Source organism: Rhizobium sp. OAE497, assembly GCF_040546565.1.
GTDB lineage: Bacteria > Pseudomonadota > Alphaproteobacteria > Rhizobiales > Rhizobiaceae > Rhizobium.
The window spans coordinates 3,473,380-3,499,706 of record NZ_JBEPOA010000001.1; the positions used below are offsets into that span (position 1 = coordinate 3,473,380).

26 protein-coding genes and 1 tRNA gene are annotated in these 26,327 nt (G+C 62.1%); 17 read left to right on the forward strand and 10 right to left on the reverse strand.

The genetic code is table 11. The annotated features are described in order from the left end of the window. Positions 1-2 precede the first annotated feature (2 nt). From ABIE40_RS17380 to ABIE40_RS17390, 3 genes are read right to left on the reverse strand one after another with little or no spacing between them, the layout of a single operon-like run. Complete coding sequence (locus tag ABIE40_RS17380) at positions 3-818, reverse strand: GNAT family N-acetyltransferase (RefSeq protein ID WP_199627805.1); 816 nt, start codon at positions 816-818, stop codon at positions 3-5. Beyond that, a complete protein-coding gene (gene argJ / locus ABIE40_RS17385) occupies positions 787-2,028 on the reverse strand; it encodes a bifunctional glutamate N-acetyltransferase/amino-acid acetyltransferase ArgJ (RefSeq protein ID WP_199627806.1) in 1,242 nt (413 codons plus the stop codon). Before argJ ends, ABIE40_RS17380 begins: the two co-directional genes overlap by 32 nt. A gap of 55 nt (positions 2,029-2,083) precedes the next feature. Further along, entirely contained in the window at positions 2,084-2,971 is an 888-nt protein-coding gene (locus tag ABIE40_RS17390; protein ID WP_112720242.1) for a peptidylprolyl isomerase, read from the reverse strand. A 249-nt stretch (positions 2,972-3,220) separates the two neighbouring features. Between ABIE40_RS17390 and secA the strand changes: the two genes are divergently transcribed. From secA to ABIE40_RS17405, 3 genes are all read left to right on the forward strand, one after another. Next, positions 3,221-5,935, forward strand: coding sequence for a preprotein translocase subunit SecA (gene secA, locus ABIE40_RS17395; protein WP_112720241.1), 2,715 nt, complete (start codon positions 3,221-3,223; stop codon positions 5,933-5,935). 165 nt (positions 5,936-6,100) lie between these two features. Continuing rightward, positions 6,101-7,516, forward strand: coding sequence for a lipopolysaccharide biosynthesis protein (locus tag ABIE40_RS17400; RefSeq protein ID WP_199627807.1), 1,416 nt, complete (start codon positions 6,101-6,103; stop codon positions 7,514-7,516). Beyond that, entirely contained in the window at positions 7,516-8,793 is a 1,278-nt protein-coding gene (locus ABIE40_RS17405; protein ID WP_199627808.1) for a GNAT family N-acetyltransferase, read from the forward strand. Before ABIE40_RS17400 ends, ABIE40_RS17405 begins: the two co-directional genes overlap by 1 nt. A 10-nt stretch (positions 8,794-8,803) precedes the next feature. Here ABIE40_RS17405 and ABIE40_RS17410 read toward each other — a convergent pair whose 3' ends face one another. After that, positions 8,804-10,432, reverse strand: a complete 1,629-nt coding sequence (locus ABIE40_RS17410) for an AMP-binding protein (RefSeq protein WP_199627809.1) — start codon at positions 10,430-10,432, stop codon at positions 8,804-8,806. Between the two features lie 184 nt (positions 10,433-10,616). Between ABIE40_RS17410 and ABIE40_RS17415 the strand changes: the two genes are divergently transcribed. Then, positions 10,617-11,597 (forward strand): aldo/keto reductase, encoded by a 981-nt coding sequence (locus tag ABIE40_RS17415; protein WP_199627810.1) that lies wholly within the window; start codon positions 10,617-10,619, stop codon positions 11,595-11,597. 17 nt (positions 11,598-11,614) lie between these two features. Here ABIE40_RS17415 and ABIE40_RS17420 read toward each other — a convergent pair whose 3' ends face one another. Continuing rightward, entirely contained in the window at positions 11,615-12,202 is a 588-nt protein-coding gene (locus ABIE40_RS17420; protein ID WP_112720237.1) for a TetR/AcrR family transcriptional regulator, read from the reverse strand. A gap of 126 nt (positions 12,203-12,328) precedes the next feature. On the opposite strand from ABIE40_RS17420, the gene ABIE40_RS17425 reads away from it, so the two are divergent. Together ABIE40_RS17425 and ABIE40_RS17430 are read left to right on the forward strand one after the other, a co-directional pair. Further along, positions 12,329-13,624, forward strand: a complete 1,296-nt coding sequence (locus ABIE40_RS17425) for an MFS transporter (RefSeq protein WP_199627811.1) — start codon at positions 12,329-12,331, stop codon at positions 13,622-13,624. Positions 13,625-13,741: 117 nt separating this feature from the next. Then, positions 13,742-13,826, forward strand: a tRNA-Leu gene (locus ABIE40_RS17430). A gap of 36 nt (positions 13,827-13,862) precedes the next feature. On the opposite strand, the gene ABIE40_RS17435 is transcribed toward ABIE40_RS17430, so the two are convergent. After that, complete coding sequence (locus ABIE40_RS17435; RefSeq protein ID WP_112720227.1) at positions 13,863-14,150, reverse strand: hypothetical protein; 288 nt, start codon at positions 14,148-14,150, stop codon at positions 13,863-13,865. Positions 14,151-14,293: 143 nt separating this feature from the next. Beyond that, a complete protein-coding gene (locus ABIE40_RS17440; RefSeq protein ID WP_112720226.1) occupies positions 14,294-14,503 on the reverse strand; it encodes a hypothetical protein in 210 nt (69 codons plus the stop codon). Between the two features lie 185 nt (positions 14,504-14,688). Between ABIE40_RS17440 and ABIE40_RS17445 the strand changes: the two genes are divergently transcribed. The 3 genes from ABIE40_RS17445 to ABIE40_RS17455 all read left to right on the forward strand — a co-directional run bounded on the left by ABIE40_RS17445 (position 14,689) and on the right by ABIE40_RS17455 (position 17,702). Next, positions 14,689-16,452, forward strand: a complete 1,764-nt coding sequence (locus tag ABIE40_RS17445; RefSeq protein WP_112720225.1) for a cation:proton antiporter domain-containing protein — start codon at positions 14,689-14,691, stop codon at positions 16,450-16,452. Positions 16,453-16,567: 115 nt separating this feature from the next. Further along, entirely contained in the window at positions 16,568-17,164 is a 597-nt protein-coding gene (locus ABIE40_RS17450) for a YqaA family protein (protein WP_112720224.1), read from the forward strand. 22 nt (positions 17,165-17,186) lie between these two features. Beyond that, entirely contained in the window at positions 17,187-17,702 is a 516-nt protein-coding gene (locus ABIE40_RS17455) for a disulfide bond formation protein B (RefSeq protein WP_199627812.1), read from the forward strand. A gap of 15 nt (positions 17,703-17,717) precedes the next feature. Here the strand turns inward: ABIE40_RS17455 and ABIE40_RS17460 are convergent, their stop codons facing one another. Both ABIE40_RS17460 and ABIE40_RS17465 read right to left on the reverse strand, forming a co-directional pair. Beyond that, the gene (locus tag ABIE40_RS17460) at positions 17,718-18,275 is read right to left on the reverse strand and encodes an HNH endonuclease (RefSeq protein WP_112720222.1); all 558 of its coding nucleotides are present in this window, start codon (positions 18,273-18,275) and stop codon (positions 17,718-17,720) included. A gap of 111 nt (positions 18,276-18,386) precedes the next feature. After that, entirely contained in the window at positions 18,387-19,073 is a 687-nt protein-coding gene (locus ABIE40_RS17465) for a DNA-3-methyladenine glycosylase family protein (RefSeq protein WP_199627813.1), read from the reverse strand. Between ABIE40_RS17465 and gluQRS the strand changes: the two genes are divergently transcribed. After that, the gene (gene gluQRS, locus ABIE40_RS17470; RefSeq protein ID WP_199627814.1) at positions 19,072-19,953 is read left to right on the forward strand and encodes a tRNA glutamyl-Q(34) synthetase GluQRS; all 882 of its coding nucleotides are present in this window, start codon (positions 19,072-19,074) and stop codon (positions 19,951-19,953) included. The two genes, ABIE40_RS17465 and gluQRS, sit on opposite strands and share 2 nt — an antisense overlap. Here the strand turns inward: gluQRS and ABIE40_RS17475 are convergent. After that, the gene (locus tag ABIE40_RS17475; RefSeq protein ID WP_199627815.1) at positions 19,918-20,883 is read right to left on the reverse strand and encodes a YihY/virulence factor BrkB family protein; all 966 of its coding nucleotides are present in this window, start codon (positions 20,881-20,883) and stop codon (positions 19,918-19,920) included. The genes gluQRS and ABIE40_RS17475 overlap by 36 nt on opposite strands. Before the next feature lie 76 nt (positions 20,884-20,959). Here ABIE40_RS17475 and ABIE40_RS17480 point away from each other — a divergent pair, with 76 nt between their 5' ends. The 7 genes from ABIE40_RS17480 (at position 20,960) to ABIE40_RS17510 (ending at position 26,322) form a co-directional block, all read left to right on the forward strand. Next, positions 20,960-21,793 carry an SDR family oxidoreductase gene (locus tag ABIE40_RS17480; RefSeq protein ID WP_199627816.1) on the forward strand — a complete coding sequence of 278 codons (834 nt, stop codon included), beginning with the start codon at positions 20,960-20,962 and terminating at the stop codon, positions 21,791-21,793. An 18-nt stretch (positions 21,794-21,811) separates the two neighbouring features. Beyond that, the gene (locus ABIE40_RS17485; protein ID WP_112386119.1) at positions 21,812-22,015 is read left to right on the forward strand and encodes a twin transmembrane helix small protein; all 204 of its coding nucleotides are present in this window, start codon (positions 21,812-21,814) and stop codon (positions 22,013-22,015) included. Between the two features lie 23 nt (positions 22,016-22,038). After that, positions 22,039-22,617 (forward strand): cob(I)yrinic acid a,c-diamide adenosyltransferase, encoded by a 579-nt coding sequence (locus ABIE40_RS17490; RefSeq protein ID WP_199627817.1) that lies wholly within the window; start codon positions 22,039-22,041, stop codon positions 22,615-22,617. A gap of 34 nt (positions 22,618-22,651) precedes the next feature. Then, a complete protein-coding gene (locus ABIE40_RS17495) occupies positions 22,652-23,407 on the forward strand; it encodes a rhomboid family intramembrane serine protease (protein ID WP_199627818.1) in 756 nt (251 codons plus the stop codon). Between the two features lie 180 nt (positions 23,408-23,587). Further along, entirely contained in the window at positions 23,588-24,337 is a 750-nt protein-coding gene (locus ABIE40_RS17500) for an electron transfer flavoprotein subunit beta/FixA family protein (RefSeq protein ID WP_130284226.1), read from the forward strand. Positions 24,338-24,360: 23 nt separating this feature from the next. Beyond that, positions 24,361-25,290 carry an electron transfer flavoprotein subunit alpha/FixB family protein gene (locus tag ABIE40_RS17505; protein WP_112720213.1) on the forward strand — a complete coding sequence of 310 codons (930 nt, stop codon included), beginning with the start codon at positions 24,361-24,363 and terminating at the stop codon, positions 25,288-25,290. 150 nt (positions 25,291-25,440) lie between these two features. Then, entirely contained in the window at positions 25,441-26,322 is an 882-nt protein-coding gene (locus ABIE40_RS17510) for a 3-hydroxybutyryl-CoA dehydrogenase (RefSeq protein WP_112720212.1), read from the forward strand. Positions 26,323-26,327: the final 5 nt, after the last annotated feature.

The window sequence follows — 26,327 nt, forward strand, 5'->3', positions numbered from 1 at the left end:
CATCAAAGCGCCTTGCGCCAGTAGCTGTAGCGATAGGCTTCCCGGAAGCCGAGGCGGTCGTAAAGTGCAAGAGCCGGCGCATTGTCTGCCTTGACCTGCAGCCAGCCAGTGCGGGCGCTGCGCATACGCGCCCAGCGAAGAGCCGATGTCAGAATTTCGAGACCGAGACCTTCGCGCCGGCGTTCCCGCGCGACCGACAGCGACATAATGCCGGCCAGATCGTTGTCCTGCACGCAAAGAACCGTCGCAAGCGGTCCCGATGCCGGATCCTCGATCATGAACAGGCCGGACGGCGGCTTGATCGCATTGATGACTTCCGCCAGCGCCGCCTTGAGTCGCGGCGAGACCTGATCGGTCGAGAGATTGGCATCGACGAAGCGGCCGATATCGTGCGTCGGCAGATGGTCGAGGGTATCTGGAAGATCGGCCTGCGTCAGATCGCAGGTCATGACGATCGTCTCGTCGAAATGCGTCCAGTTCTGCGCGGCGACCAGATCGACGAGTAGCGGCGTGCAGAGCGGCGTCTGCCGCAGCACGGCCGGACGGCCATAGGCTTCGAACTTCCTGCTCGCCTTTTCCAGGCGGATCTCGATATCGCGATGATCGGACGGATCGAGCGGCACGATAGAGTTCAGACGGTTCGACGGATGACCCGCCGTCAGCCGCACCTGCCAGCTGCCGTCATACTGCACGGAAGAAGCGGGCCACGCCCGGAAGCCAACTGCTTCCAGCCTGCGAACGAGCGGCAGGTTTGCCGTCTTTGAAGAAGTCTCAGTCAATGAACGATCAGCTCCGGTAGTCACCGTTGATCGCCACATACTCCTTAGTGAGGTCGCAGGTCCAGACCGTTGCCTGACCTTTACCGAGACCGATGTCGACTTTAACCGGAATATCCTGCTGTTTCATGACGTTCGACGCAGCCTCTTCCGAGTAGCCAGGGTCGCGCTCGCCGTTGACGGCAACGCGCACATCGCCGAACCAGATCGCCAGGCGGTCGCGATCCGCCATTTCGCCGGCCTTGCCGACAGCCATGACGATACGGCCCCAGTTGGCGTCCTCGCCGGCAGCCGCAGTCTTGACCAGCGGCGAATTGGCGATCGACAGGGCGATCCGCTTGGCCGCCGCATCGCTCTCTGCGCCGGTCACGGTGATCTCGAGCATCTTGGTCGCGCCTTCGCCGTCGCGGCAGACCTGCAGCGCCAGATCCTTGAGCACTTCGTTGAGCGCGACGCGGAAGGTCGCAAGACGGGCATCGTCGGTGCGCTCGACGCGCGCCTGACCGTCAGCCGCTGCGGCGCCGGTTGCAAACAGCATCAACGTATCGGAAGTCGAGGTGTCGCTATCGACGGTCATCGAGTTGAAGGTCGGGCCGACGCCTTCCGACAGCATCGCCTGCAGCGCGGCCGGAGCGATATCGGCATCGGTCACGACGAAGGAGAGCATCGTCGCCATGTCGGGCGCGATCATCCCGGCGCCCTTGGCGATCCCGTTGATCGTCACCTTGACGCCGCCGATTTCGGCGCTGCGCGTCGCGACCTTCGGATAGGTGTCCGTGGTCATGATCGCCTTGGCTGCCTCGAACCAGAAATCACCGGTCGCATCGCGATGCATGGCATCGAGAACACCGGAAAACTTGGTCGCATCCAGCGGCTCGCCGATAACGCCGGTCGAGGCGAGGTAGACTTCGTTCTCGCCGCAGCCGACGGCAGCCGCGGCGGACTTCGCCGTCAGCTCAGTGGCGGCGCGGCCCTTGAGGCCGGTGAAAGCATTGGCATTGCCGGAATTGACGACAACGGCGCAGGCAACGCCATGCGGCAGGTTTGTGCGGCAGAAATCGACCGGCGCCGACGGGCACTTCGAGCGGGTAAAGACGCCCGCGACCGAAGCCGGCTTGTCGAACACCATCATCAGCACGTCGGTTCGGTTCTTGTACTTGATCCCGGCGGCAGCGGTCGCCATGCGCACACCGCGCAGCGCGGGCATGGATGCGAAGGTCTTCGGGGCGAGCGGAGAAACGGAACCGGACATTGTGATGGACCTGCCTGATAGTGAAGGGCCCGGAAGAACCGGGCCCGAATGATGATTACTGCTGCGGCTGAACGGCGGGCTCATCGCCCGGCGCCGGCTGCTTGTTGGCATCCTCGTAACCCTTGCGAAGGGTTTCGTCCATGATGTCGACCTTGGACTTTTCCTTCGCCGAGGCGAGAAGGGCAAGATACTTGTCGCGCATGACGAGCTGACGAACCTGGTCCTTGACCTGGTCGAACGGCGGCGGCGGTGCATCGCGCTTATCTTCGACCTTGATGACGTGGTAACCGAAATCGGTCTTCACCGGCGTCTTGGAGTAGGTGCCCTTTTCGAGCGCGAAGGCCGCGTCTTCGAATTCCTTGACCATGCGGCCCTTGGTGAAATAGCCGAGATCGCCGCCGTCAGCCTTGTTCGGGTCGGTCGACTTTTCCTTGGCGAGTTCAGCAAAATCCTTGCCGGCGTCGAGCTGCTTGATGACGTCCTTGGCTTCATCCTCGGTCTTGACCAGGATGTGGCGGGCGTGAACTTCTTCCTGCTTCGGCAGGGCAGCGACTTCCTTGTCGTAGCGTGCCTTCACTTCGTCGTCGGTAACCGTGTCGACGACATGCTTCTTGAAGTAGGCATTGTGCAGCTCGCGATCGGAAAGATACTGCATGCGCTTCTTGAATTCTTCGGTCTGGTCGAGCTTTTCGGCAGCGGCGTCACCGGCCAGCAGCTTCACATCGATGGCAGCAGAAAGGGCAGCGACCTTCTTCTGATCGTCCGGCAGCTGAGCGAGCTGCGGGTCCAGATTGGCGATCGCCAGATCGAGTTCCGACTGATGAATTTCCAGGTTGCCAACCTTGGCGATGACGGCGTCCGGCTTGTCTTCAGCGTAGACCGGCGCATGGAACGCAACGAAGGTCGCGACCGCCATCACGGCAAGTTTGTTGTAGCTCAACATCAAATAACCTTTCAGAGTTACACCACCGGCTTCAGCATCACGTGTGAATCCAGCCTAAAACAGCGTTCAACACTGGAATGTGGCCTTTCTATATCAGCCAAATCCGTTGACATCATTCGACCCCCCTCTTATCTGTCACGCAACCTCGCGTCCAGAACAGTTTCCTGGCGTTTCGAGGCGTGCGCCTGAATTTCGGCTGGGTGCGCGCATAAGAAAAGCCGGGGAAGAATATGAGAAAGGGCCAGTCATATGGTCAGCTTTGGCGGCATCGCCCGCAAGATATTTGGCTCTGCCAATGACCGCCGCGTGCGGTCTTTCCAGCCGAAAGTCGCAGCAATCAGCGCCATCGAAGAGAAGACGAAGGCCTTGAGCGACGAGCAGCTCGCCGCACAGACGGTCGAGTTCCGCAAGCAGCTGGCAGATGGCAAGACGCTCGACGACATCCTGATCCCGGCTTTTGCCGTGGTCCGCGAGGCCTCGCGCCGTGTTCTCGGCATGCGACCTTTTGACGTACAGCTCGTCGGCGGCATGATCCTTCACTCCGGCGACATCGCCGAAATGAAGACCGGTGAAGGTAAGACGCTGGTCGCAACCCTGCCGGTCTATCTGAACGCGCTTTCCGGCAAAGGCGTGCACGTCGTCACCGTCAACGACTACCTGGCGCAGCGCGACGCGGCGACCATGGGCAAGGTCTACGGCTTCCTCGGCCTGACCACGGGCGTCATCGTCCACGGTCTTTCCGACGAGGAACGCGCAGCCGCCTATAACTGCGACATCACCTACGCCACCAACAACGAGCTCGGCTTCGATTATCTTCGCGATAACATGAAGTACGAGAAGGCGCAGATGGTCCAGCGTGGCCACAATTTCGCGATCGTCGACGAAGTGGACTCGATCCTGGTCGACGAAGCCCGCACGCCGCTGATCATTTCCGGCCCGCTCGATGACCGCTCCGATCTCTACAACACGATCGACGCCTTCATCCCGCTGCTCTCCGACGGCGATTATGAAATCGACGAGAAGCAGCGTTCCGCCAACTTCTCCGAAGAAGGCACGGAAAAGCTCGAAGGCCTCCTGAAGCAGGCCGGCCTGCTCAAGGGCGCTTCGCTCTACGACATCGAAAACGTCGCGATCGTCCATCACGTCAACAACGCGCTGAAGGCCCACAAGCTGTTCCAGCGCGACAAGGACTACATCGTCCGCAACGACGAGATCGTTATCATCGACGAGTTTACCGGCCGCATGATGCCGGGCCGCCGTTATTCGGAAGGCCAGCACCAGGCGCTCGAAGCCAAGGAAAAGGTCAAGATCCAGCCGGAAAACCAGACGCTGGCGCAGATCACCTTCCAGAACTACTTCCGCATGTACGGCAAGCTCGCCGGCATGACCGGTACGGCGCAGACGGAAGCGGAAGAATTCGGCAACATCTACGGCCTCGAAGTCGTCGAAGTCCCGACCAACCTGCCGATCCAGCGTATCGACGAAGACGACGAGGTCTACCGGACCTTCGAAGAGAAGTACAAGGCGATCATCGCCGAGATCGCTGATGCCCAGAAGCGCGGCCAGCCGGTTCTCGTCGGCACCACCTCGATCGAAAAGTCCGAACTGCTCGCCGACCTGATGCGCAAGCAGGGCTTCAAGGACTTCCAGGTTCTGAACGCCCGCTACCACGAGCAGGAAGCCTATATCGTCGCCCAGGCCGGTGTTCCCGGCGCTGTGACGATTGCTACCAACATGGCCGGCCGCGGTACCGACATCCAGCTCGGCGGCAACCTCGAAATGCGTGTCGAACGCGAACTCGAAGGCGTCGAGCACGGTCCAGAATACGATGCCAAGGTCGAGGCGATCCGTGCCGAGATCAAGCAGCTGAAGGAAAAGGCGCTTGCCGCCGGCGGTCTCTACGTCATCGCGACGGAACGCCACGAAAGCCGCCGTATCGACAACCAGCTGCGCGGCCGTTCCGGCCGTCAGGGCGACCCGGGCCGCTCGAAGTTCTACCTGTCGCTCCAGGACGACCTGATGCGCATCTTCGGCTCCGACCGTATGGACGGCATGCTGACGAAGCTCGGCCTCAAGGAAGGCGAGGCAATCGTCCATCCCTGGATCAACAAGGCCCTCGAGCGCGCGCAGAAGAAGGTCGAAGCCCGTAACTTCGACATCCGCAAGAACCTGCTCAAGTATGACGACGTTCTCAACGACCAGCGCAAGGTCATCTTCGACCAGCGCCTGGAGCTGATGGAAGCCGCCAACATCGCCGAGACCGTTTCGGATATGCGCCGCGAAGTCATCGAAGACCTCGTCGATAAGCACATTCCGGAACGCGCCTACGCCGAACAGTGGGATGCTGCCGGTCTCAAGGAACAGGTCGCAAACCTTCTCAACCTCGACCTGCCGATCGAAGATTGGGCCAAGGAAGAGGGCATCGGCGAAGACGATATCCGCGAGCGCATCACCGAAGCTGCAAACGCCGCCTTCACCGAGAAGGCCGAGCGCTTCGGCGACGACATCATGCGCTATGTCGAGCGCTCGATCCTGATGCAGACGCTCGACCACCTGTGGCGCGAGCACATCGTCAACCTCGATCACCTGCGTTCGGTCATCGGTTTCCGCGGCTACGCCCAGCGCGACCCGCTGCAGGAATACAAGTCCGAAGCCTTCGAGCTCTTCCAGTCGCTGCTGAACAACCTCCGCCAGGCGGTTACCGCGCAGCTTATGCGGGTCGAGCTGGTCCAGCAGGCACCGGCCGAGCCGGAGCTTCCGGTCATGCAGGCCCAGCACCTGGATCCCGACACCGGCGAGAACGATTTCGCGCCGATCTACCAGGCATCCGAAGTGATCGTCGCGCCCGAAAACCGCGATCCGAACGATCCCTCGACCTGGGGCAAGGTCGGCCGCAACGAGCCCTGCCCCTGCGGTTCGGGCAAGAAGTTCAAGCATTGCCACGGCGCTTTTGCCGAAGCGTGATTGACTGAAAAAGATGATGAAGATGCCGCCTCCAGGCGGCATTTTCTTTTGTGGATCAGGCAAGTTCACTGTTGAGCACACGCCGCCCGCACAACCGTTTCTTAACCCTGATCTGGCAAGACTGAGAACACGATTTGCCTGAGTTCTGAGTTGTGCGTGTTCATTATGGCAGTCATTGAAACAGCTGAAAGAATGCTGCCCGCCAGCTTGCGTCCGGCCGGCAGCCGTCTTCTACGCATGCTCGCTGCTGTCCTGACCGAACGTGACGGCAAGGCGGCCGCCCAGCGCATGGCGCTGACCGCTTTCGCAATCCGCATTCTGAGCGCCGCCCTCGCCTTCGTTTCTCAGATCATCCTAGCGCGCCTGATGGGCGAGTGGGAATATGGCATCTTCGTCTTCATCTGGGTGCTGATCGTTCTCTTCGGCGATCTCTCCTGCCTCGGCTTTCACACCGCGATCGTCCGCTTCCTGCCGCAATACAAGGCATCCGGCGCCTTCGAGGAAATCCGCGGCCTGACGGGAACCGCCCGCATCTTCGCAATCCTTTCCGGCTCGCTGCTGATGGTCGCGGGCATGGCCGGGCTGCATTTCTTCGGCGACAAGATAGAGATCTATTACCTGATCCCCGGCTTTCTCGGCCTGCTCGCGCTGCCGATGATCGCGCTCGGCGATATCCTGGAAGGCACCTCGCGCGCCAACCACTGGCCCGTCATGGCGCTGAGCCCGGTCTATATCGTCCGCCCGATCCTGATCATCCTCTTCATGCTGATCGCCAATGCCATGGGCGCCGAGCATACGGCGGTCGTGGCAATGCAGTCGGCCCTGCTCGCAACCTATGTCACGGCGCTCGGTCAGTATGTGGCAACGCTGCTGCGCCTGCGCCGCCATTATGATACCGGCCAGCGCAAGGTGGATTTCATCGCCTGGCTCAGCGTCGCCTTCCCGATCTTCCTGATCGAGGGTGCGAGCTTCCTGCTCACCAATTCCGACGTCGTCATCGTCGGCATCTTCCTCGAGCCGCATGACGTCGCGATCTATTTTGCCGCCGCCAAGACCATGGCGCTGGTGCAGTTCATCATGTTCTCGGTGAAGGCGGCATCCGGCCCCCGCTTCTCCAGCATCATCGCCGGCGGCACCCGGGCGGAACTCGCCGTTGCTGCTGCCGATGCGGCCCGCTGGACCTTCTGGCCGGCGCTCGGCATCGGCCTCTGCGTCCTGGCCGCCGGCCATCTGCTTCTCTCGCTTTTCGGCGGCGCCTTCACCGCCGGTTATGTGCTGATGGCGATCCTGCTTGCCGGCATCCTCGCCAAGGCGCTGGTCGGCCCGGCCGAAACGCTGCTGATGATGGCGGGCAAGCAGAACCTCTGCGCCGCCCTCTATGCCGGCGCGCTGACGGCAAACATCACGCTCAACCTGACGCTCATCCCTCACCTCGGAACCGTCGGCACCGCGATCGCCACGGCATCGGCCATGGCCGTCGAGGCGACACTTCTCCACATCGCCGTGCGGCGCACGCTCGGCATCGTTCTCTTTGCATTCAGCCGCCCGGCAACGGCGCAGGCAGACAGGAAGGCCCATTGATGGTGCGCACTCCTCCGAGTACCGAGTCCACGGACGCCACGACGAACCGCATGGTCCATGAGCTCGCCTCCTTGAATTTCGACGGACCGCAGGCGGAAGCCCGCGTCGAGGTCGGCCGCGCCGGCCGCGAGCTCTGCGTCTATCCCGGCAAGCTCGGCTATGAGCTGCAGGACGAGCTCGACTTCCTTTCGAACCGCGCGATCGAGCCGAACGTCTTCTTCACCGGCCGCTTCCTGGCGCCCGCCATGCCGCGCCTCGACGACCGGCAGGTGAGCTTCGCCCTGATGCGCGACACCGGCAGCAACCGCAGCCGCATGCGCTTCCTGATGCCCTTCTCCGTCGAGAAGCCGGGCTTTGCCGTCGGCCCGTCGATCATCCGCGGTTGGTCGAACAGCTTTGCGCCGCTCGGCACTCCGCTCGTCGATGCCGAGGATGCCGCCGAGACGCTCGATAACCTCTTCGAAGGCCTGACGGCCCGCGACCTGCGACTGCCGCAGATCCTCGTGCTGCCTGATCTGAGGCTGAACGGCATCTTCGCCCGGCTGGTGAAGGCCGTCGCTCTCGGCCGCAACCTGCCGCTGACGATCACCAATCCCTTCGAACGCCCGATGCTGGAGAGCGAGGAAGACGCCGTCGCCTATCTCGCAAGCTCCGTTTCCTCCTCGCACATGCGCGAAATGCGCCGCCAGTGGCGCCTGCTCGAGGACAAGGGCACCGTGACCTACAGCGTCGCCCGCCAGCCGCGCGACGTGCATATGCGCTTCGAAGAGTTCCTAGCGATGGAAGCCGGCGGCTGGAAGGGCAAGAAGCGCAGCGCGCTCGTCACCGACCGCTATCACACCGCCTTCGCCCGCGAAGCCGTTTCCAATCTCGCCGCCATCGACGCCGTGCGTATCCATACGATCGACTTCAACGGCAAGGCGATCGCCGCGATCGTCGTGCTGATGATGGGCGGCGAAGCCTATACTTGGAAGACGGCCTATGACGAGGAGTTCGCCCGCTTTTCGCCCGGCAAGCTGCTGATGGGTGAACTGACGGAATGGCATCTCGACGACGCCAACATCGTCCGCTCGGATTCCTGCGCCATCCCCGATCATCCGATCATGAGCCGCTTCTGGAAGGAACGCGAGGACATGGGAACGCTGGTCATCGGCCTTAACCAGAACGGCGACCGCGATGTCCGCCAGGCGGCCACCCAGCTTCACATGTACCGCAACACCCGCAATATGGCGAAGATGCTGCGCGCCAAGATCATGTCGCTGGCAGGCCGCGGCTAAACTGCTGAGCCTACGCAGCTTCGGCCGCTGCCCGCTCGCGCAGCAGGCGGCGGATCACTTTGCCCGTCGTCGTCAGCGGCAGTGAATCGACGAACTCCACCTCGCGTGGATATTCATGCATCGAAAGCCGCATCTTCACCCAGTCGCGGATTTCGGCGGCAAGCTCGGCGCCGGCGCTAACGCCGGGTACTAGGACCACATAGGCCTTGACGATCTCGGTGCGAACCGGATCCGGCTTGCCGACGGCAGCCGCCAGCTGAACGGCCGGATGCCCGGACAGGCAGTCCTCGATCTCGGCAGGCCCGATCCGGTATCCCGAGGAGGTAATGACATCATCATCCCGCCCCTCGAAGGTGATGAACCCTTCCGCATCCTGATGTGCGAGGTCGCCCGTCAGCAGCCAGCCATTCGCAAACTTGCGCTCCGTCGCCTCCGGATCGTTCCAGTATCCCAGGAACATCACCGGATCCGGCGCCTTGACGCCGATCTGGCCTGTCTGCCCCACCGCCAATTCGTTGCCGCGATCATCGACGACGGCAACCCGATGTCCCGGCGACGGACGGCCGATCGCCCCGGCTTTGGAAACACCCGCAGCCCGGCTTGAGGAGATGACGAAGTTGCACTCCGTCTGGCCGTAGAATTCGTTGACCGTGATGCCGAGCGTATCGCGCGCCCAGACATAGGTTTCGCGCCCGAGGGATTCGCCGGCAGAACCGATCGTCCGCAGATTGAGCTTGTGCGTTAGATACGGATCACCGGCCGCCTTCAGCAGCCGCAGCGCCGTCGGCGGAATGAACGCATTGCGCACCTGCATCTCGGCCATGATGCGATAGGCCGTATCGGCATCGAACTTCTGCGCCGGAGACGAGACGACGGGGACACCCAGCAACAGGCTCGGCAGCAGCGCATTGAGCAAGCCGCCCGCCCAGGCCCAGTCCGACGGCGTCCAGACCTTGTCGCCCGCCTGCGGAAATCCTTCATGGGCAAACTGCATGCCGGGGATATGCCCGGCGAGCACGCGATGCCCATGCAGCGCACCCTTCGGCGCTCCCGTCGTGCCCGAGGTAAAGATCATCAGCGCCGGATCGTCTGGCCCCGTATCGACCACCTCGAAGACCGGCGGATGCGAAGCGACGAGCTCGTCAAATGCCAGCGCCTCTCCGCCATCGATCGAAATCACCGTCTTCAGATCAGGCAGGCGATCGCGGATCTCTGATATTCGCGCCATGCCGAATGCATTGGTGATGACGGCGGACGCACCCGCGGTTTTCAGCCTGTATTCCAGGGCCTCGACGCCGAAAAGCAGCGCCAGCGGCAGCGCAATCGCGCCCATCTTGTAGATCGCCACATGCGAGATGACGGTCTCAAAGGATTGCGGCAGCAGCAACGCCACGCGGTCCCCCCGCCGGATGCCGAGCGATACAAGCCCATTGGCAAGCGATGCCGACCATGCCGACAGTTCGCCATAGGTCATCGAGGGGTGCTGGCCGCCGGGATCGAAATGTTCAAGACAGATCCGGTCGGGCTCGATCTTCGCCCAGTCGTCGCTGACGGCACGGCCCATATTGAAATCATCGGGGATGTCCCACGCAAAATCGCGGTAGAGATCGTCATAGCGATCGAAGCGGGGCAATTTCATAGGCTAGTTCCGGTCAATGCTGCACCAGCTAACACCCGCAGGCGCGCGAGTGCAAGCGCGAGCATTCAAGGCGCCCTCCGCCCTGTCATCGAAATTTATGCGCGATGCTTGCTGACTTTTGCCGCCGCTCCGCCCTAAATTGATCTTCAGGCGGCGGGCGGAATTCAATCACGGAGTCATTTCAATGGATTATGTAAAACTCGGCAAGACAGGCCTCGAAGTTTCAAAAATCTGCCTGGGCTGCATGACCTTCGGCGATCCCGGCCGCGGCAACCATGCCTGGACGCTCGGCGAGGAGGAAAGCCGCGCGATCCTCAAGCAGGCAATCGATCTTGGCATCAACTTCCTCGATACGGCCAATACCTATTCCGACGGTTCTTCCGAAGAAATCGTCGGCCGGGCCATCAAGAGCTTTTCCAAGCGCGAAGACATCGTGCTCGCCACCAAGGTCTTCAACCGCATGCGCCCGGGCCCGAACGGCGCTGGCCTGTCGCGCAAGGCGATCTTCGACGAGATCGACAACAGCCTGCGCCGCCTCGGCACCGATTATGTCGACCTCTACCAGATCCATCGCTTCGACTATTCGACACCGATCGAGGAAACGCTGGAGGCGCTGCATGACGTCGTGAAGGCAGGCAAGGCCCGCTATATCGGCGCCTCCTCGATGCATGCCTGGCAATTCGCCAAGATGATTTACACCGCGCGGCTCAATGGCTGGACGGAGTTCGTCAGCATGCAGGACCACGTCAACCTGCTCTACCGCGAGGAAGAGCGCGAGATGCTGCCCTTCTGCCAGGACCAGAAGATTGCCGTTATCCCCTGGAGCCCGCTCGCCCGCGGGCGCCTGACGCGGGACTGGGACGAGCAGACAGCCCGCACCGAAAGCGACGAATTCGGCAAGACGCTCTACCGGCAGGCCGAAGATTCCGACCGCAAAATCATCGATGCTGTCGGCCGTCTCGCCAAGGAGCACGGCGTTCCTCGCGCGCAGATCGCCACCGCCTGGATCCTGCAGAAGAGCGCCATCACCGCCCCGATCATCGGCGCCTCACGCCCCGGCCACCTCAGCGACGCCGTCGCCGCGCTTGCCGTCAAGCTGACGCCGGAGGAGGTGGCGATGCTCGAGGAACCCTACGTTCCGCACCGCGTCGAAGGTTTCAAGTAAGGCGCTCTCGCGGCGCCTCAGATTTCGAGAGGCGCCGTCGCCGGCGACAGCTTCTGGCGCGTGGTCGAGAGAAACTGCGCGGCAAGCTCGCGGCTCTCGACAGCCCTTGCCAGGCTGACCGCCCCCATCATCGATGACAGGGTCGTAAAGCCGTTCTTGCGCCGCTCTTCCGGCGTGTCGCCTGGCACGACTTCGGCAAGGATCGACACGAGCATCGAGAGCCCGTCATTAAAGATTTCCCGCACGGCACCCTTGCTGCGGGCAACTTCGTCCATCAGCGATACGAAAACACAACTGTTGCCGGGATCGTCGACTGCGCACCAGGAGACATAGTGCTCCAGCAGCGCTTCGAGGGGACGGTGCGGCGAGCCTGCGATCAATTCCTTCCAGCGCACCTCGACGCGGGCCACCAGCGCGCGGCTGACCTCGATCTGCAACTCGTCCTTCGACTGGAAGTGGCCGTAGAACCCTCCATGCGTCAGCCCGCAGGACTTCATGATGTCGGCGACACCGACGCCATCGAAGCCGTTTTCGCGAAACATCACCCCGGCGGCCTCGATGATCTTCTGGCGGTTTTCGGCAAATTTTTCGCGGCTCACGCGCATTGCAGCAATTCCTGAAATTGGTCGCTTGACAATTTATATGATGCCAATCATCAATACGCAACAAATATGATGACCATCATCTAAATCGGTGATGTATTGATCAGCCCTCTGAATGGATGACGCCTCATGGTATCGACAGCGCTTGCCTCCACCCTCGCCCGGCGAAACATTCATTACGGATGGATCATCGTCGCCGCCACCTTCCTGACCATGCTGGTAACGGCCGGCGCCATGGGCGCACCCGGCGTCCTCATCAAGCCGCTGCAGGATGAATTCGGCTGGGAAACCTCGCAGATCTCCTCGGCCTTGGCGATCCGCCTGATCCTCTTCGGCCTGATGGGTCCGTTCGCCGCCGCTTTCATGAATTATTTCGGCGTCCGCAAGGTCATCGTCTTCGCCCTCGGCCTGATCGGCGCCGGCTTCATCGGGTCGCTGTTCATGACCTCGCTCTGGCAGCTTCTGGTGCTTTGGGGCATCGTCGTCGGCTTCGGCACCGGCCTGACGGCCATGGTGCTGGCAGCAACAGTCTCCGCCCGCTGGTTCACCAAGCATCGCGGCCTCGTCGTCGGCATGCTCTCGGCGAGCTCGGCAACCGGCCAGCTGGTCTTCCTGCCGCTGATGGCCGAGCTGACGGAGCGCTACGGCTGGCGCTCGACGGTGTTCTTCGTCTGCGCCATGATCATGGTCGCCGCCCTCGTCGTCCTGCTCTTCATGCGCGACCGCCCGTCGGACCTGAACCTGCCGTCCGTCGGCGAGGCGCATGTGACGGCCGCTCCGGCCCGCGGCACGCTGATCGACGCCTTGAAGATGCCTCTGGTCATTCTCCGGGAAGTCTCGACGACCTCGACCTTCTGGATCCTGTTTGCCACCTTCTTCATCTGCGGCCTCAGCACCAACGGCCTGATCCAGACGCATTTCGTCACCCTCTGCGGCGATTTCGGCATCCTGCCGGTGGCCGCCGCCAGCGTTCTGGCAGTTATGGGCATCTTCGATTTCTTCGGCACGATCGGCTCCGGCTGGCTTTCCGACCGCTTCGATAACCGCTGGCTGCTTTTCTGGTATTACGGCCTGCGCGGTCTCTCGCTGCTCTTCCTGCCCTTCAGCGATTTCACCTTCTACGGCCTGTCGATCTTCGCCGTCTTCTACGGCCTCGACTGGATCGCCACGGTCCCGCCGACCGTGAAGATCGCCGCCGATCGCTTCGGCAAGGAAAAGGTCGGCCTCGTCTTCGGCTGGGTCTTCGCCGGTCACCAGTTGGGCGCCGCGACCGCTGCCTACGGCGCCGGCCTGTCGCGCACCGAGCTGCAGAGCTACCTCCCCGCCTTCTTCATTGCCGGCGCCTTCTGCCTGCTCGCCTCGATCCTGGCGATTACCCTGAAGAAACCCGGCATCGGCAGCGCCGGAGAGGCCATCGCCCACTAACGAAAATGGCTTCCGGCGCGCCTGCGCCGGAAGCCATATCAAATCAGCCGGATAACACCGCCACCGTCTTGCATGCGCGGGCGCCCACATGTTAGACACCCGCCCGTTACTATCCGTGCCCCATTGGCGGAATTGGTAGACGCGCTCGACTCAAAATCGAGTTTCGAAAGAAGTGCTGGTTCGACCCCGGCATGGGGCACCACTCCTCAGCAAAGCAGCTCTCAGCGCTCTCCTGACCCTACTTGTTCTTCAGCAGCCACATCTTGCCGGCCATGGTGATGCCGTAGACATCCTTGGCGGCGTCGGTGTCGAGGTTGCGGCGTTCGATGAGGCCGGAGTTGCTCAGTTCCTCGATGGACTTGGGCGTCACGGACTTGATCTTCTGCGGGCGCTCTTTCCACCGGTCGTTCTTCGCGTAGGTCACGGTGGCATTCTCATGCGTCCACTTGTTGGTGGGCTGAGGATGGAGGTCGCCGTCCTTTGCAAGCTTCAGCGCAGAGATGAGGGCGGGTGTAAGTTCGGTCATAATTGTAAAAGGCCTGTTCTAAGTTTCTGAGGGGCCCTTAGCACACATTTGCGGCAGCACCTCAAAAAAGCGGCCGGATTTGCATTTTCTGCGTGAATGCGCGGCAGATCCATCACAGCGGCGCCCGCTGGAGGCCGCCTTCGCTAGTGGATCAGCTGCAGCCTGATCTCTTCCTTCGCCGCAAACGACCGGCATTCCGCCAGGTCGTCGCCGACGAAGATCACGTCTCCGTCCTCGTCGAACACGCCCCAGCACGCCTCGTCTTCGAGCAAGACCTCGCGGACATAGCCGAACTCGACGGTATCCTCGGAATAGTAGGTGGCTGACGCAGCAACAGTTCCTAATTCTCGCATGGAAATCTCCAATGAGATGGCATCGACTGTTTTAGTGCGCACTCATATTGCGTCCCGAAACTGGCTTCAGGCTGTTGCAACTTGCGGATTATCTGCGGGAAGCGCTGCGGCGCCTCAAATCAAGTGTTTAATTCTGCTCATCCTTCGTTCTAAAGTGGCGCCGCATTCAACACCGAGGGAAAGACGTGCATCAGGAAGCAACCCTTATCGCGACGGTGGCCGTAAGCTTCGTCTTTGCAGCGGTGCTCGGCTATGTGGCGGACAGGCTGCGGCTGCCGCCGTTGGTCGGCTATCTGATGGCCGGCATCCTGATGGGCCCCTTCACGCCGGGCTTCATCGCCGATACCGGGCTTGCAAGCCAGCTCGCGGAAATGGGCGTCATCCTGCTGATGTTCGGCGTCGGCCTGCATTTCTCGGCCGGCGACCTCCTGGCCGTCAAGGGCATCGCCATTCCGGGTGCCGTGCTGCAGATCGTCATCGCCACACTGCTTGGCGTTGCGCTCTGCTCCTTTTGGGGCTGGGGGCTCGGCGCCGGTATCGTCTTCGGGCTCAGCCTCTCGGTTGCCAGTACCGTCGTCCTGTTGAAGGCGCTGGAGGAGCGAAATCTCGTCAATTCCGCCAGCGGCCGCGTGGCGATCGGCTGGCTGATCGTCGAAGATCTGGCCATGGTTCTGGCGCTCGTGCTGCTGCCGGCGCTGGCCGAACTGCTCGGCGGCCATGCGAGCGATGCGCTCGCCCACGGCGGCGGCCTCCCGCTGCCCTTGACCATCGGCCTGACGCTGCTCAAGGTCGGCGCCTTCGCGGTCATGGCCGTCGTGCTCGGCCCCAAGGTGGTTCCCTGGCTTTTGACGCTGGTGGCGCGTACCGGTTCGCGCGAACTCTTCACGCTTGCGGTTCTGGCGATCGCGCTCGGCATCGCCTTCGGCTCGGCCGCCATCTTCGGCGTATCCTTCGCGCTCGGCGCCTTCTTCGCGGGCGTCGTCATGAGTGAATCCAATCTCAGCCATCGCGCCGCCGCCGATTCCCTGCCGCTGCAGAATGCCTTTTCGGTGCTGTTCTTCGTCTCCGTCGGCATGCTCTTCAATCCAGCGGTTCTGGTGAAGGAGCCGATGGCAGTGTTCTGTGCGCTGCTGCTGATCATCGTCGGCAAGGCGATCATTTCCTTCGGCGTCGTGCTTCTCTTGCGCTATCCCGTCGGCATGGGCCTGACGGTCGCTGGCGGCTTGGCGCAGATCGGCGAATTCTCTTTCATCCTCGCCGGTCTCGGTGTTTCGCTCGGGCTGATGCCGCAGGAGGGCCAGGATCTGATCCTTGCCGCCGCCATCCTGTCGATCACCCTCAATCCGTTGGTCTGCTTTGCCGCGGAGGTCGCGCATAAGAAGGTGCACAAGAAATGGCCGCACCTCTACGATGGCTACGGCCGCAAGCGTCTCGACGTGCTGGGCCGCGAACTCGAAAAGAACCGGCTTCTCAGCGAAGAGCGCGAGCGCGAGCATCAGCTGGAAATGCAGAAGCTGGTCGAAACCTTCCCACTCTTTGCCGAGGTTGATGAGCATTCACAGGAGGAACTGCTGCTGCTCTTCCGCCCGAAATCGGCTCTGCCGGGCGAACGCGTCGTGCGCAAGGGCGACCGCGGCGACGGTATGTATTTCATCTCCTCGGGCGCCGTCGAGGTCCGCGTCAATGGCGGACCGGTGGCGCTTGAGGCGGGCGCCTTCTTCGGCGAAATGGCGCTGCTCTCGGGCGGGCGCCGCACGGCCGACGTCATCGCCATCGATTTCTGCCAGTTCCTGGTTCTCGAGCGGCGCGACTTCAACATGTTCTCGGCCCGCCACCCGGCACTCCGCGCCGCCGTCAGCGAGATGGCGCGCGAGCGCACGGAGATGAACGTGATGCGCGCCAAGCGCGCCAAACAGGCCGAACAACACGAGCCCTCGACTGAAAGCTGACGGCGCGAGATCACGAAAAATTTCCACGCCGGCGCCGCTATCATTGCCATAGTCGGCATTTACAGCGCCGGACCGGCCCCCTAATGCTTTTGCACCGCAGCACGAAAGGAATGGAATGCTCCGCAGACTTTACGACTGGACCATGTCTCTCGCCGCCCGCAAGTCGGCCGAAGTCTGGCTCGCCGTTATCGCCTTCGTCGAAAGCTCCGTCTTTCTCGTTCCGGCCGATGTGCTCTATCTGCCGATGGCCCTTGCCAAGCCCGAGCGCGCCTATCGCTATGCGCTGGTCGCGACCGTCGCCTCCGTTCTCGGCGGCATAGCCGGCTGGGCACTCGGCTACTATGCCTACGATGCGATCGCCCGCCCCGTTCTGGAATTCTACGGCAAGCTCGACGCCTTCGAGCAGCTGAGGGTCTATATCCACGACGAGTGGGAAATCCTGCTGCTGCTTTTGGTAACGTCGGGTCTCGCGCATCTGCCGCCAATCAAGGTGGTCACCATTCTCGCCGGCGTCATCCACATGAACCTCGGCTTCTTCGTCATCTCGGCGATCATTGCCCGCGGCGCGCGCTTCTTCTTCCTCGCCTGGCTGCTGCGCCGCTATGGCGAGCCGATCCGCGATTTCATCGAGAAACGCCTCGGCCAGCTGGCGGCGATTGCCGCAGTCGTGCTGATCGCGCTCGGCGTCGCCTACAAGTTAATTGCCCACTGAGCCCAACTCGCGGAGTTCCGCCATGACTGCCATTGCCTCGCCCCTCACCCGTCCGGTCCTCGTCTATTCGCTGGTCCTGGCTGTCGCCATGGCTGCCGTCGTCGGCACCGCGCTCGGTTTTCAGTATATCGGCGGCTACATTCCCTGCGAGCTCTGCCTGATGCAGCGCCAGCCCTACTATTATGCCATTCCGATCGCCCTGCTCGGTGTTGTCGGTTCGCTTTTCCGTCTGCCCAACTGGATGTGCCGCGCGCTGCTTCTCGCCGCCGGCATGCTGATGGTCGTCGGCGCCGGCATGGGCGTCTATCACTCCGGCGTCGAATGGCACTTCTGGGCTGGCCCGACCGCCTGCTCGACCACGGCCGGCAGCATGACCGAGAATGCCGGCGACCTCCTGACGGAGCTCAACACCATCAAGGGTCCGTCCTGCACCGACGCAGCGCTGCGCGTGCTCGGCCTGTCCTTTGCGGGCTGGAACGTGATTGCAAGCCTCGTGCTCGCGGCCTTCGCCTTTATCGGCGTCCGCAAGTCGGCCTGAATATGGCTGCAGCCGTCAGGGCTGCAGTTCGCTATCCCAGTAGAGATAGTCGAGCCAGCTGTCGTGCAGATAGTTCGGCGGGAAGAGCCGGCCGTTATTGTGCAGGTCCTGCACTGTCGGCTGATACGGCTTTTGATGCGGGAACATGCCTGCCTGCTTCGGTAGCTTGCTGCCCTTCCTGAGATTGCAGGGGGAGCAGGCCGCCACGACATTCTCCCAGGTCGTCTCGCCGCCATGAGCGCGCGGGATGACGTGGTCGAAGGTCAGGTCGTTGTGATCGCCGCAATACTGGCACTCGAACTTGTCGCGAAGGAACACGTTGAAGCGCGTGAAGGCGGGATTGCGGGACGGCTGAACGTAGGTCTTGAGGCAAACGACACTGGGAAGCCGCATCGAAAAGCTCGGAGAAGACACCGAGTGTTCGTACTCTGCGATGATATTCACACGGTCAAGGAAGACCGCCTTGATCGCGTCCTGCCAGGACCAGAGCGACAAGGGATAATAACTCAAAGGCCTGTAGTCAGCGTTCAGGACGAGCGCCGGCAGGGCCTGGGGGGAGACTGCAATCGTCAAGGGACTCTCCTGATCGATTCGGCATCTGCATCCTTATATTAGGCCGGTTGTGACAGCCTTGTGAAGTCCAATAAATTCAGTCAATAACGGCAATTCGATGAGTGTTGCGGATCAGGCGACCGGCACGAGGCCGCGCCCGAGTTTCTGGGCATAGTAAGCCCAGAAAAGCCTTGCAGCGACGGACCTCCAGGGCGACCACGCTTCCGCCATCGCCGCCAGCGCTTTCGCCTGTGGCCGTTGAGCGAGACCGAATGCCGCGGCCACGGCATTCTGCAGTGCCACATCGCCGGACGGAAAAATATCCGCATGGCCGCAGCAGAACATCAGATAGACCTCCGCCGTCCAGGGGCCGACACCCTTCAGCGCCGTCAAAGCTTGCAGCGCTTCGCTGGGCGGCAGCACCGAAAGCGCGGTAAGATCGAGATGACCGGCAGCGACGGCGTTGGCGATCCCCGAAAGGGTCGTGGCCTTGGCCCGGGAGAGCCCGAACTCCCGCCACGCCTCGTCATGCAACATCACATAGCTCTCGGCGGTCAGCTCGCCATCGGCAGGCAGCATCCGCCGCCAGATCGCCTCGGCGCTCGCCCGCGACACCATCTGCGAGACGATGATATGCGCCAGTCCGGCAAATCCCGGCTCGCGCAGCCGCAGAGGCAGCGGTCCGGCATCGGCGGCGACGACGGAAAGGCGCGGGTCGAGGCGCAGCAATTCCGACAGTCCCTGCTCGACATCGCCTTCGTTTCGAATGATCTGCACGTCGCCTCGCGGTGGTTTCGAATCCGTGGCAGAAGAAAGCATGACCACGACTCAGCGTCAAAAGCCTGTCTTCCGTTTTGCCCCAAGCCCGAACGGGCCGCTGCATCTCGGCCACGCGCTGTCCGCCTTCATCAATCAGGACATGGCGAAGGCTTCAGGCGGTCGTTTGCTGCTGCGCATGGAAGACATCGACCTGACGCGCTGCACACCCGATTTCGAGACCGGCATCTACCAGGATATGGACTGGCTTGAGATCGACTGGGAGAAACCGGCCCGCCGCCAGTCGGAGCATTTCGGCGAGTACCAGGCAACCCTTCAGACATTGATCGAGCGCGGCCTCGTCTATCCGTCCTTCATGACCCGCGGCGAGGTGAAGGCCGAGGTTACGGCATTCGAGGCCAATGGCGGCAGCTGGCCACGCGATCCCGACGGCTCGCCACATTATCCCCCACATGACCGGGGGCTGACGCAGGCCGAGCGCGGGGAACGGCTAGGGTCGGGTGCGAAACATGCCTGGCGCCTCGATACCAAACGCGCGCTGGATGAGCTTGGCGCCAAGCTCGATTGGGCGGAAACCGGCGATGGCGAGACCGGCACGATCAAGGCCGATCCGGCGGCATGGGGAGACGTAATCCTGTCGCGCTCCGATGCGCCTTCGAGCTATCACCTGTCGGTCGTCCTCGACGACGCCCTGCAGGGCATCACGCATGTCGTGCGCGGCACGGACCTTTTCCACGCGACCTCGGTCCACCGGCTATTGCAGTCCCTGCTCGGGCTTCCCGCACCGATCTACCATCACCACCGGCTGATCACCGATGCTTCAGGCCGCAAGCTGTCCAAGAGCGAGGGCGATACCGGGCTGGCGGAACTGCGGGCCAAGGGGCTCTCAGTGGCCGGCGTCAGGCAGCTTGTCGGTCTCTGAGCGCTTGTGGCCGTTGCCGCTCAGGAAGTTGCGTTTGAAGATCGCCCGCACCCGGAACTTCAAAAGCGCCGCATTGAGCTCCGCCCCGATGATGAAGATCACGCCCACCATATAGAGGAAGATCAGCACGACCATGACGGAGGCCAGACCCGCATAGGTCGCGGTGTAGTTGGCGAAGGTGGCGAGGTAATAGGCAAAAATCAGCGCTCCCGCCAACCAGAGCAAGAGCGTCAAAAGCACCCCGGGGATGACATCGAAGACCTTCCGGCGCCCTGCCGGCAGCCAGAGATGGACCACAAGCAGCCCGAGCGTCAGCATCACCAGCGTTCCGTAGATACGCCAGCTGAAGACGATCTCCAGCGTATCGACGATGGCAGGCAGCCACTGGCGGATCGTATCCGGCACCCACTCGAACGTATCGTTGTGCAGCAGCCATTCGCGGGCATAGTTCAGCCCGACCGGAACGGCGACCAGCAGAATGCTGATTGCGGCGAAAATGATCACCGCAACCAGCACATATCCAAGGCTGGCGAGGCGGGTGAAATACCAGGGCCGAGTCTCCTGAACCCGGTAGGCGCGGTTGAGCGAAATGCGCAGCGCCTCCACGCCATTCGAAGCGAAATAGGCGGCTGCCAGAACTGAGATCGTCAACAGACCACCGCGCGGGATGGTCAGAACCTGCACGACCTGATCAGCCAGCGGTTTGGCGATCGCTTCCGGCCAGGTATCGAAGATGATGTGGATCGCCGTCATCGAAAACTGATCGGCGCCGAGGAAGTTCGCAAGCGCCGTTCCGAAGATCAGGAAGGGGAAGACCGCAAGCAGCGTCGACAGCGCCACATGGCTCGCCATGGCGAAGCCGTCGTCCTCGATGAGATGGCAGATCGCGTCATAGACCACCTCATAGAGCGTGCGCATTATCTTCGGCATTCCATCTCCGGCTCTGACGATTGTAACCTCGGTGCGAATATGGGAAACGAGTCCCAGTTTGTACAGGAATCATTGAATGGCTGAACCGCGCACAATCATCGTTACCGGATGCTCGTCCGGTATCGGTGCCTATTGCGCACGCGCCCTCAAGGCCGATGGCTGGAGGGTCTTCGCCACTGTACGGAAGCAGGAAGATCTCGGATCGCTTGAGGCCGATGGCATCGAAGCCTTCCGCATGGATTATGCCAATAGCGATTCCATCGCCGATTTCATGCGCGAGGTGGAAGCTCTCTCGGGCGGGCGGATCGACGCGCTCTTCAACAACGGCGCCTACGGCCAGCCCGGCGCCGTCGAAGACCTGACGACCGACGTGCTGCGCGAACAGTTCGAGACAAATTTCTTCGGCTGGCACGAACTGACGCGCCGCGTGCTGCCGCTGATGCGCAGGCACGGAAGCGGCCGGATCGTCCAGTGCTCTTCCATCCTCGGCGTCGTGCCCTATCGTTACCGGGGAGCCTATACCGCGTCGAAATTCGCGCTCGAAGGCCTGAGCGTCACCCTCAGGATGGAACTGCAGGGCAGCGGCATCCATGTCAGCCTCATCGAACCGGGGCCGATAGCCTCCCGCTTCACGGCCAACGCGCTCGCCAAGATAAACGAGCATATCGACGTGCGCGGCTCCGTGCATGCGGCAGATTATCGCCGCCAGCTCGCCCGGCTTGACGGCAGCGGTCCGGTCAGCCGACATAAACTACAACCGGATGCGGTCTATGCGGTGCTGAAACACGCATTGAACTCGAAAAATCCGAAGCCACATTATCCTGTAACGGTTCCGGCAAAGCAGGGCATGATGCTGAAGAGGCTGCTGCCTGCAGATCTCTTCTACCGCCTGATGCGCTGGACCGACTGACCAAGAAAGCCGAATGCCATGTCCACGGCCACTTACATTCTCGCCATCATCGTCATGGGCCTCGTCGCCCTGGTGCTGATCCGCGGCCTCTTCAACATGATGAAGGGTGGCGATTCCAACCTGTCGAACAAGCTGATGCAGCTGCGCGTTCTGCTGCAGGCGATCGCCGTCATCCTGATCATGCTGACGCTGTGGCTGACCGGCGGCGGCCGCCCGACCTGACGCACTGACAACCGGGGGATCGATTGGTCAAGCTCAACAAGATCTACACCAAGACAGGCGACGACGGCACGACCGCGCTGGTTTCCGGTCCCCGGCGGCAGAAGCACGATCTGCGTGTCGAGGCCTATGGAACGATCGACGAGACCAATTCGGCGATCGGCATCGTCAGGCTGCATACTGCCGACCTGCCCGAGCTCGACCGGATGCTGATGCTGATCCAGAACGACCTCTTCGATCTCGGCGCCGATCTCGCAACGCCCGATACCGGCAAGCCGCTCGACTACGAGCCACTGCGCATCGTCGCCGCACAGGTGACGCGCCTGGAAGGCGATATCGACACGCTGAATGCCGATCTCGAGCCGCTGAAATCCTTCGTCCTCCCGGCCGGCTCCCCGGCATCCGCGCATCTCCACCTCGCACGCACTATCTCCCGGCGGGCAGAGCGGTTGATGGTGGCGCTGTCGCGCACCGAAGGCGAGATCGTCGGCGCCGAGGCGCTGAAATATGTGAACCGCCTTTCGGATTTCCTCTTCGTCGCCGCCCGTCATGCCAATGACCGGGGCCGCGCGGATGTGCTTTGGGTTCCCGGAAAAAACAGATAGGGTCCCGCATCGACATAGCCGGGGGCGGCCTTCCATGTTCATTCCGCTGCATGATGCCAACACGCTGAAACACATCAAGGTTCAGTGGGTCACCCTGGGGCTGATTGCCGCCAATGTCGCGATCTGGCTGTTCACCGGCTTTGCCGCACCCGATCTCGCCAAGGCGGCGACCGTCGGGCTCGGCTATATCCCCGCCGTCGCCTTCGACCATGCGATCCTGCCGCCGGAACTGGAGCTCGTCGCCAAGCCGCTGACCTATATCAGCTACGCCTTTCTGCATGGCAGCTTCTGGCATATCGCAGGAAACATGATCTTCCTCTGGGTCTTCGGCGATAATGTCGAGGATGCGATGGGGCACATCCGCTTCCTGGTCTTCTATCTTGCCTGCGCCGCATTCGGCGCGCTTTGCCACGGCCTGCTGGCAACGGAGTCCCAGGCCCCGCTGATCGGCGCGTCCGGTGCCATATCCGGCGTTGTCGCAGCCTATCTTGTGCTGCACCCGCGGGTAAAAGTCTGGGTTCTCGTCTTCTTCCGCGTGCCCCTGCCTCTCCCGGCCTTCATTCCGCTGCTATTGTGGATCGGCCAACAATTTTTCATGCTCGTCATCAACCGCGACGGCGATGTCTCCTGGGGTGCCCATGTCGGCGGCATCATCGCCGGCGCCATCCTCATCGTCCTCTTCCGGCGGCGCGGCGTTCCGCTTTTCGACCGGGAGATCGTCACGCCCCGCGCCGTTCGCAGCACCCCGGCAATCCGGCGCACTGTGGCGACCGAAGACGGCACGCCATAAGCCCGCGACCACAATATTGACGTTCACGTAAACGTAATATATTTCCGTTCTCCAATTTGTCTGTCTGCGACCGGCAAGCGTTGTGTTTGGAGGAAAAACGCGTATCCATGTCGCCATTCGACAATCGGAGCAGCGCCGAAGCGCGCATTTTCTTGGCGAAAGAGTTGAAGGAAGGACCCCATGAAAATTCTCGTCCCAGTGAAGCGGGTGGTTGATTACAACGTGAAGATCCGCGTCAAGCCTGACGGTACGGGTGTTGAGCTCGCCAACGTCAAGATGTCGATGAACCCGTTCGATGAGATCTCGGTCGAAGAGGCTCTGCGCCTGAAGGAAGCCGGCAAGGCTGAGGAAGTGGTCGTCGTCTCGATCGGTCCGGCCAAGGCCGAGGAAACGCTGCGCACCGCGCTCGCCATGGGTGCCGACCGCGCCGTTCTCGTCGAAACCGACGATGCCGTCGAGCCGCTCGCCGTCGCCAAGATCCTGAAGGGTGTCGCCGACGCTGAAAAGCCCGGCCTCATCATCGTCGGCAAGCAGGCAATCGATGACGACTCGAACCAGACCGGCCAGATGCTTGCCGCCCTCCTTGGCACCGCCCAGGCAACCTTCGCCTCGAAAATCGAGATCGGCGACGGCAAGGCAACCGTGACCCGCGAAGTCGACGGCGGCCTGCAGACGATCGACGTCAAGCTCCCGGCTGTCGTCACCACCGACCTTCGCCTCAACGAGCCGCGCTATGCCTCGCTGCCGAACATCATGAAGGCGAAGAAGAAGCCGCTCGACAAGAAGAGCCCGGCTGATTTCGGCGTCTCCACCGAGCCGCGCCTCAAGGTGCTGAAGACCGAGGAGCCATCCGGCCGCAAGGCAGGCGTCAAGGTCAAGTCGGTCGCCGAGCTCGTCGAAAAGCTCAAGACCGAAGCCGGCGTCCTCTAAGGTTCGAGAAAGGATTTACGACCATGGCCATTCTTCTTCTGGCTGACCACGACAACGCAACCCTTTCCGACCAGACCGGCAAGGCGCTGACGGCCGCTTCCAAGATCGGCGGCGACGTTCATGTGCTGGTCGCCGGCAAGGGCGCCAAGGCGGCTGCCGATGCAGCTGCCAAGCTCGCAGGCGTCTCCAAGGTTCTGCTCGCTGAAAGCGACGAACTCGCCAACAATCTCGCCGAGCCGCTCTCCGACCTGATCGTTTCGCTGGCTGGCAGCTACGACACGATCATCGCGGCTGCGACCTCGACCGGCAAGAACGTGCTGCCGCGCGTTGCCGCTCTGCTGGATGTCGCACAGATCTCCGAGATCATCGAAGTCGTCTCCGCCGACACCTTCAAGCGTCCGATCTATGCCGGCAATGCGATCCAGACCGTACAGGCGAGCGATTCCAAGAAGGTCATCACCGTCCGCACCGCTTCCTTCGCTGCCGCAGCAGAAGGCGGCTCGGCTTCGGTCGATGCCATCCCGGCCGTTTCCGACCCGGGTCTCTCGACCTTCGTCAAGGACGCACTTTCGGCTTCCGACCGTCCGGAACTGACCTCCGCCAAGATCATCATCTCCGGCGGCCGCGCGCTCGGCTCTGCCGAAAAGTTCCAGGAAGTCATCCTGCCGGTTGCCGACAAGCTCGGTGCCGCCGTCGGCGCATCGCGCGCTGCCGTCGATGCGGGCTACGCTCCGAACGACTGGCAGGTCGGACAGACCGGCAAGGTCGTTGCTCCGCAGCTCTACATTGCCTGCGGCATCTCGGGCGCGATCCAGCATCTCGCCGGCATGAAGGATTCGAAGGTCATCGTCGCCATCAACAAGGACGAGGAAGCGCCGATCTTCCAGGTCGCCGATTACGGCCTCGTCGGCGATCTCTTCGAGATACTGCCCGAGCTGCAGAAAGCTCTCTGAGCGGGCAGATTGCCGGTTTTTCGCACTTGCGAATGACTGGAAAATTATCTTTTATGGCGCTACTACTGCTGCCGGGCGATCACTTTGCCCGGCAATTTCATTAGAAAATACGGCAGCGCTTTCGGGGGTGACTGCTGCGGGGGTTTGGAGATGAACGCGGTGTTGAAGACGATTGGTATTGTCGGTGCGGGCCAGATGGGTTGCGGCATCGCGCATGTTTCGGCTGCCGCAGGCTACAAGGTCCATATCTACGACCTCAGCCAGGAGCGCATCGAATCGGGCCTGGCAACCATCAACGGCAATCTGGCCCGCCAGGTGACGAGCGGCAAGATGACCGAAGAGGAGCGCAAGTCGACCCTCGCGCTGATCTCCGGCTCCGCCAATCTCAACGATCTCGCGCCGTCCGACCTCGTGATCGAGGCTGCGACTGAGGAAGAGGCCGTCAAGCGCAAGATCTACGCGCAAGTCTGTCCGGTCCTAAAGCCGGAAGCGCTTCTTGCCACCAACACCTCTTCGCTGTCGATCACCCGCCTTGCATCGGCAACCGACCGCCCCGAGCATTTCATGGGCATCCATTTCATGAATCCGGTCCCGGTCATGAAGCTGGTCGAACTGGTGCGCGGCATCGCCACAGACGAGACGACTTTTGCGACCGCTAAGGCCTTCGTGGCCTCGCTCGAAAAGACGGTCACCGTCGCGGAAGACTTCCCGGCCTTCATAGTCAACCGCATCCTGCTGCCGATGATCAACGAAGCGATCTATACGCTTTACGAAGGCGTTGGCACCGTCGACGCGATCGATACCGCCATGAAGCTCGGCGCCAATCATCCGATGGGCCCGCTGCAGCTTGCCGATTTCATCGGCCTAGACACCTGCCTGTCGATCATGCAGGTCCTGCATGACGGCCTGGCGGATTCGAAGTACCGCCCCTGCCCGCTGCTGGTGAAATATGTCGAAGCCGGCTGGCTCGGCCGCAAGTCCGGCCGCGGCTTCTACGATTACCGCGGCGAGGTTCCGGTTCCGACCCGCTGACCGGC

Coding starts and splice junctions, on each gene's coding strand:
- ABIE40_RS17380 (WP_199627805.1), bottom strand. CDS start 818: ATGTGGCGATCAACGGTGACTACCGGAGCTGATCGTTCATTGACTGAG.
- argJ (WP_199627806.1), bottom strand. CDS start 2,028: ATGTCCGGTTCCGTTTCTCCGCTCGCCCCGAAGACCTTCGCATCCATG.
- ABIE40_RS17390 (WP_112720242.1), bottom strand. CDS start 2,971: ATGTTGAGCTACAACAAACTTGCCGTGATGGCGGTCGCGACCTTCGTT.
- secA (WP_112720241.1), top strand. CDS start 3,221: ATGGTCAGCTTTGGCGGCATCGCCCGCAAGATATTTGGCTCTGCCAAT.
- ABIE40_RS17400 (WP_199627807.1), top strand. CDS start 6,101: ATGGCAGTCATTGAAACAGCTGAAAGAATGCTGCCCGCCAGCTTGCGT.
- ABIE40_RS17405 (WP_199627808.1), top strand. CDS start 7,516: ATGGTGCGCACTCCTCCGAGTACCGAGTCCACGGACGCCACGACGAAC.
- ABIE40_RS17410 (WP_199627809.1), bottom strand. CDS start 10,432: ATGAAATTGCCCCGCTTCGATCGCTATGACGATCTCTACCGCGATTTT.
- ABIE40_RS17415 (WP_199627810.1), top strand. CDS start 10,617: ATGGATTATGTAAAACTCGGCAAGACAGGCCTCGAAGTTTCAAAAATC.
- ABIE40_RS17420 (WP_112720237.1), bottom strand. CDS start 12,202: ATGCGCGTGAGCCGCGAAAAATTTGCCGAAAACCGCCAGAAGATCATC.
- ABIE40_RS17425 (WP_199627811.1), top strand. CDS start 12,329: ATGGTATCGACAGCGCTTGCCTCCACCCTCGCCCGGCGAAACATTCAT.
- ABIE40_RS17435 (WP_112720227.1), bottom strand. CDS start 14,150: ATGACCGAACTTACACCCGCCCTCATCTCTGCGCTGAAGCTTGCAAAG.
- ABIE40_RS17440 (WP_112720226.1), bottom strand. CDS start 14,503: ATGCGAGAATTAGGAACTGTTGCTGCGTCAGCCACCTACTATTCCGAG.
- ABIE40_RS17450 (WP_112720224.1), top strand. CDS start 16,568: ATGCTCCGCAGACTTTACGACTGGACCATGTCTCTCGCCGCCCGCAAG.
- ABIE40_RS17455 (WP_199627812.1), top strand. CDS start 17,187: ATGACTGCCATTGCCTCGCCCCTCACCCGTCCGGTCCTCGTCTATTCG.
- gluQRS (WP_199627814.1), top strand. CDS start 19,072: ATGACCACGACTCAGCGTCAAAAGCCTGTCTTCCGTTTTGCCCCAAGC.
- ABIE40_RS17465 (WP_199627813.1), bottom strand. CDS start 19,073: ATGCTTTCTTCTGCCACGGATTCGAAACCACCGCGAGGCGACGTGCAG.
- ABIE40_RS17475 (WP_199627815.1), bottom strand. CDS start 20,883: ATGCCGAAGATAATGCGCACGCTCTATGAGGTGGTCTATGACGCGATC.
- ABIE40_RS17480 (WP_199627816.1), top strand. CDS start 20,960: ATGGCTGAACCGCGCACAATCATCGTTACCGGATGCTCGTCCGGTATC.
- ABIE40_RS17485 (WP_112386119.1), top strand. CDS start 21,812: ATGTCCACGGCCACTTACATTCTCGCCATCATCGTCATGGGCCTCGTC.
- ABIE40_RS17495 (WP_199627818.1), top strand. CDS start 22,652: ATGTTCATTCCGCTGCATGATGCCAACACGCTGAAACACATCAAGGTT.
- ABIE40_RS17500 (WP_130284226.1), top strand. CDS start 23,588: ATGAAAATTCTCGTCCCAGTGAAGCGGGTGGTTGATTACAACGTGAAG.
- ABIE40_RS17505 (WP_112720213.1), top strand. CDS start 24,361: ATGGCCATTCTTCTTCTGGCTGACCACGACAACGCAACCCTTTCCGAC.
- ABIE40_RS17510 (WP_112720212.1), top strand. CDS start 25,441: ATGAACGCGGTGTTGAAGACGATTGGTATTGTCGGTGCGGGCCAGATG.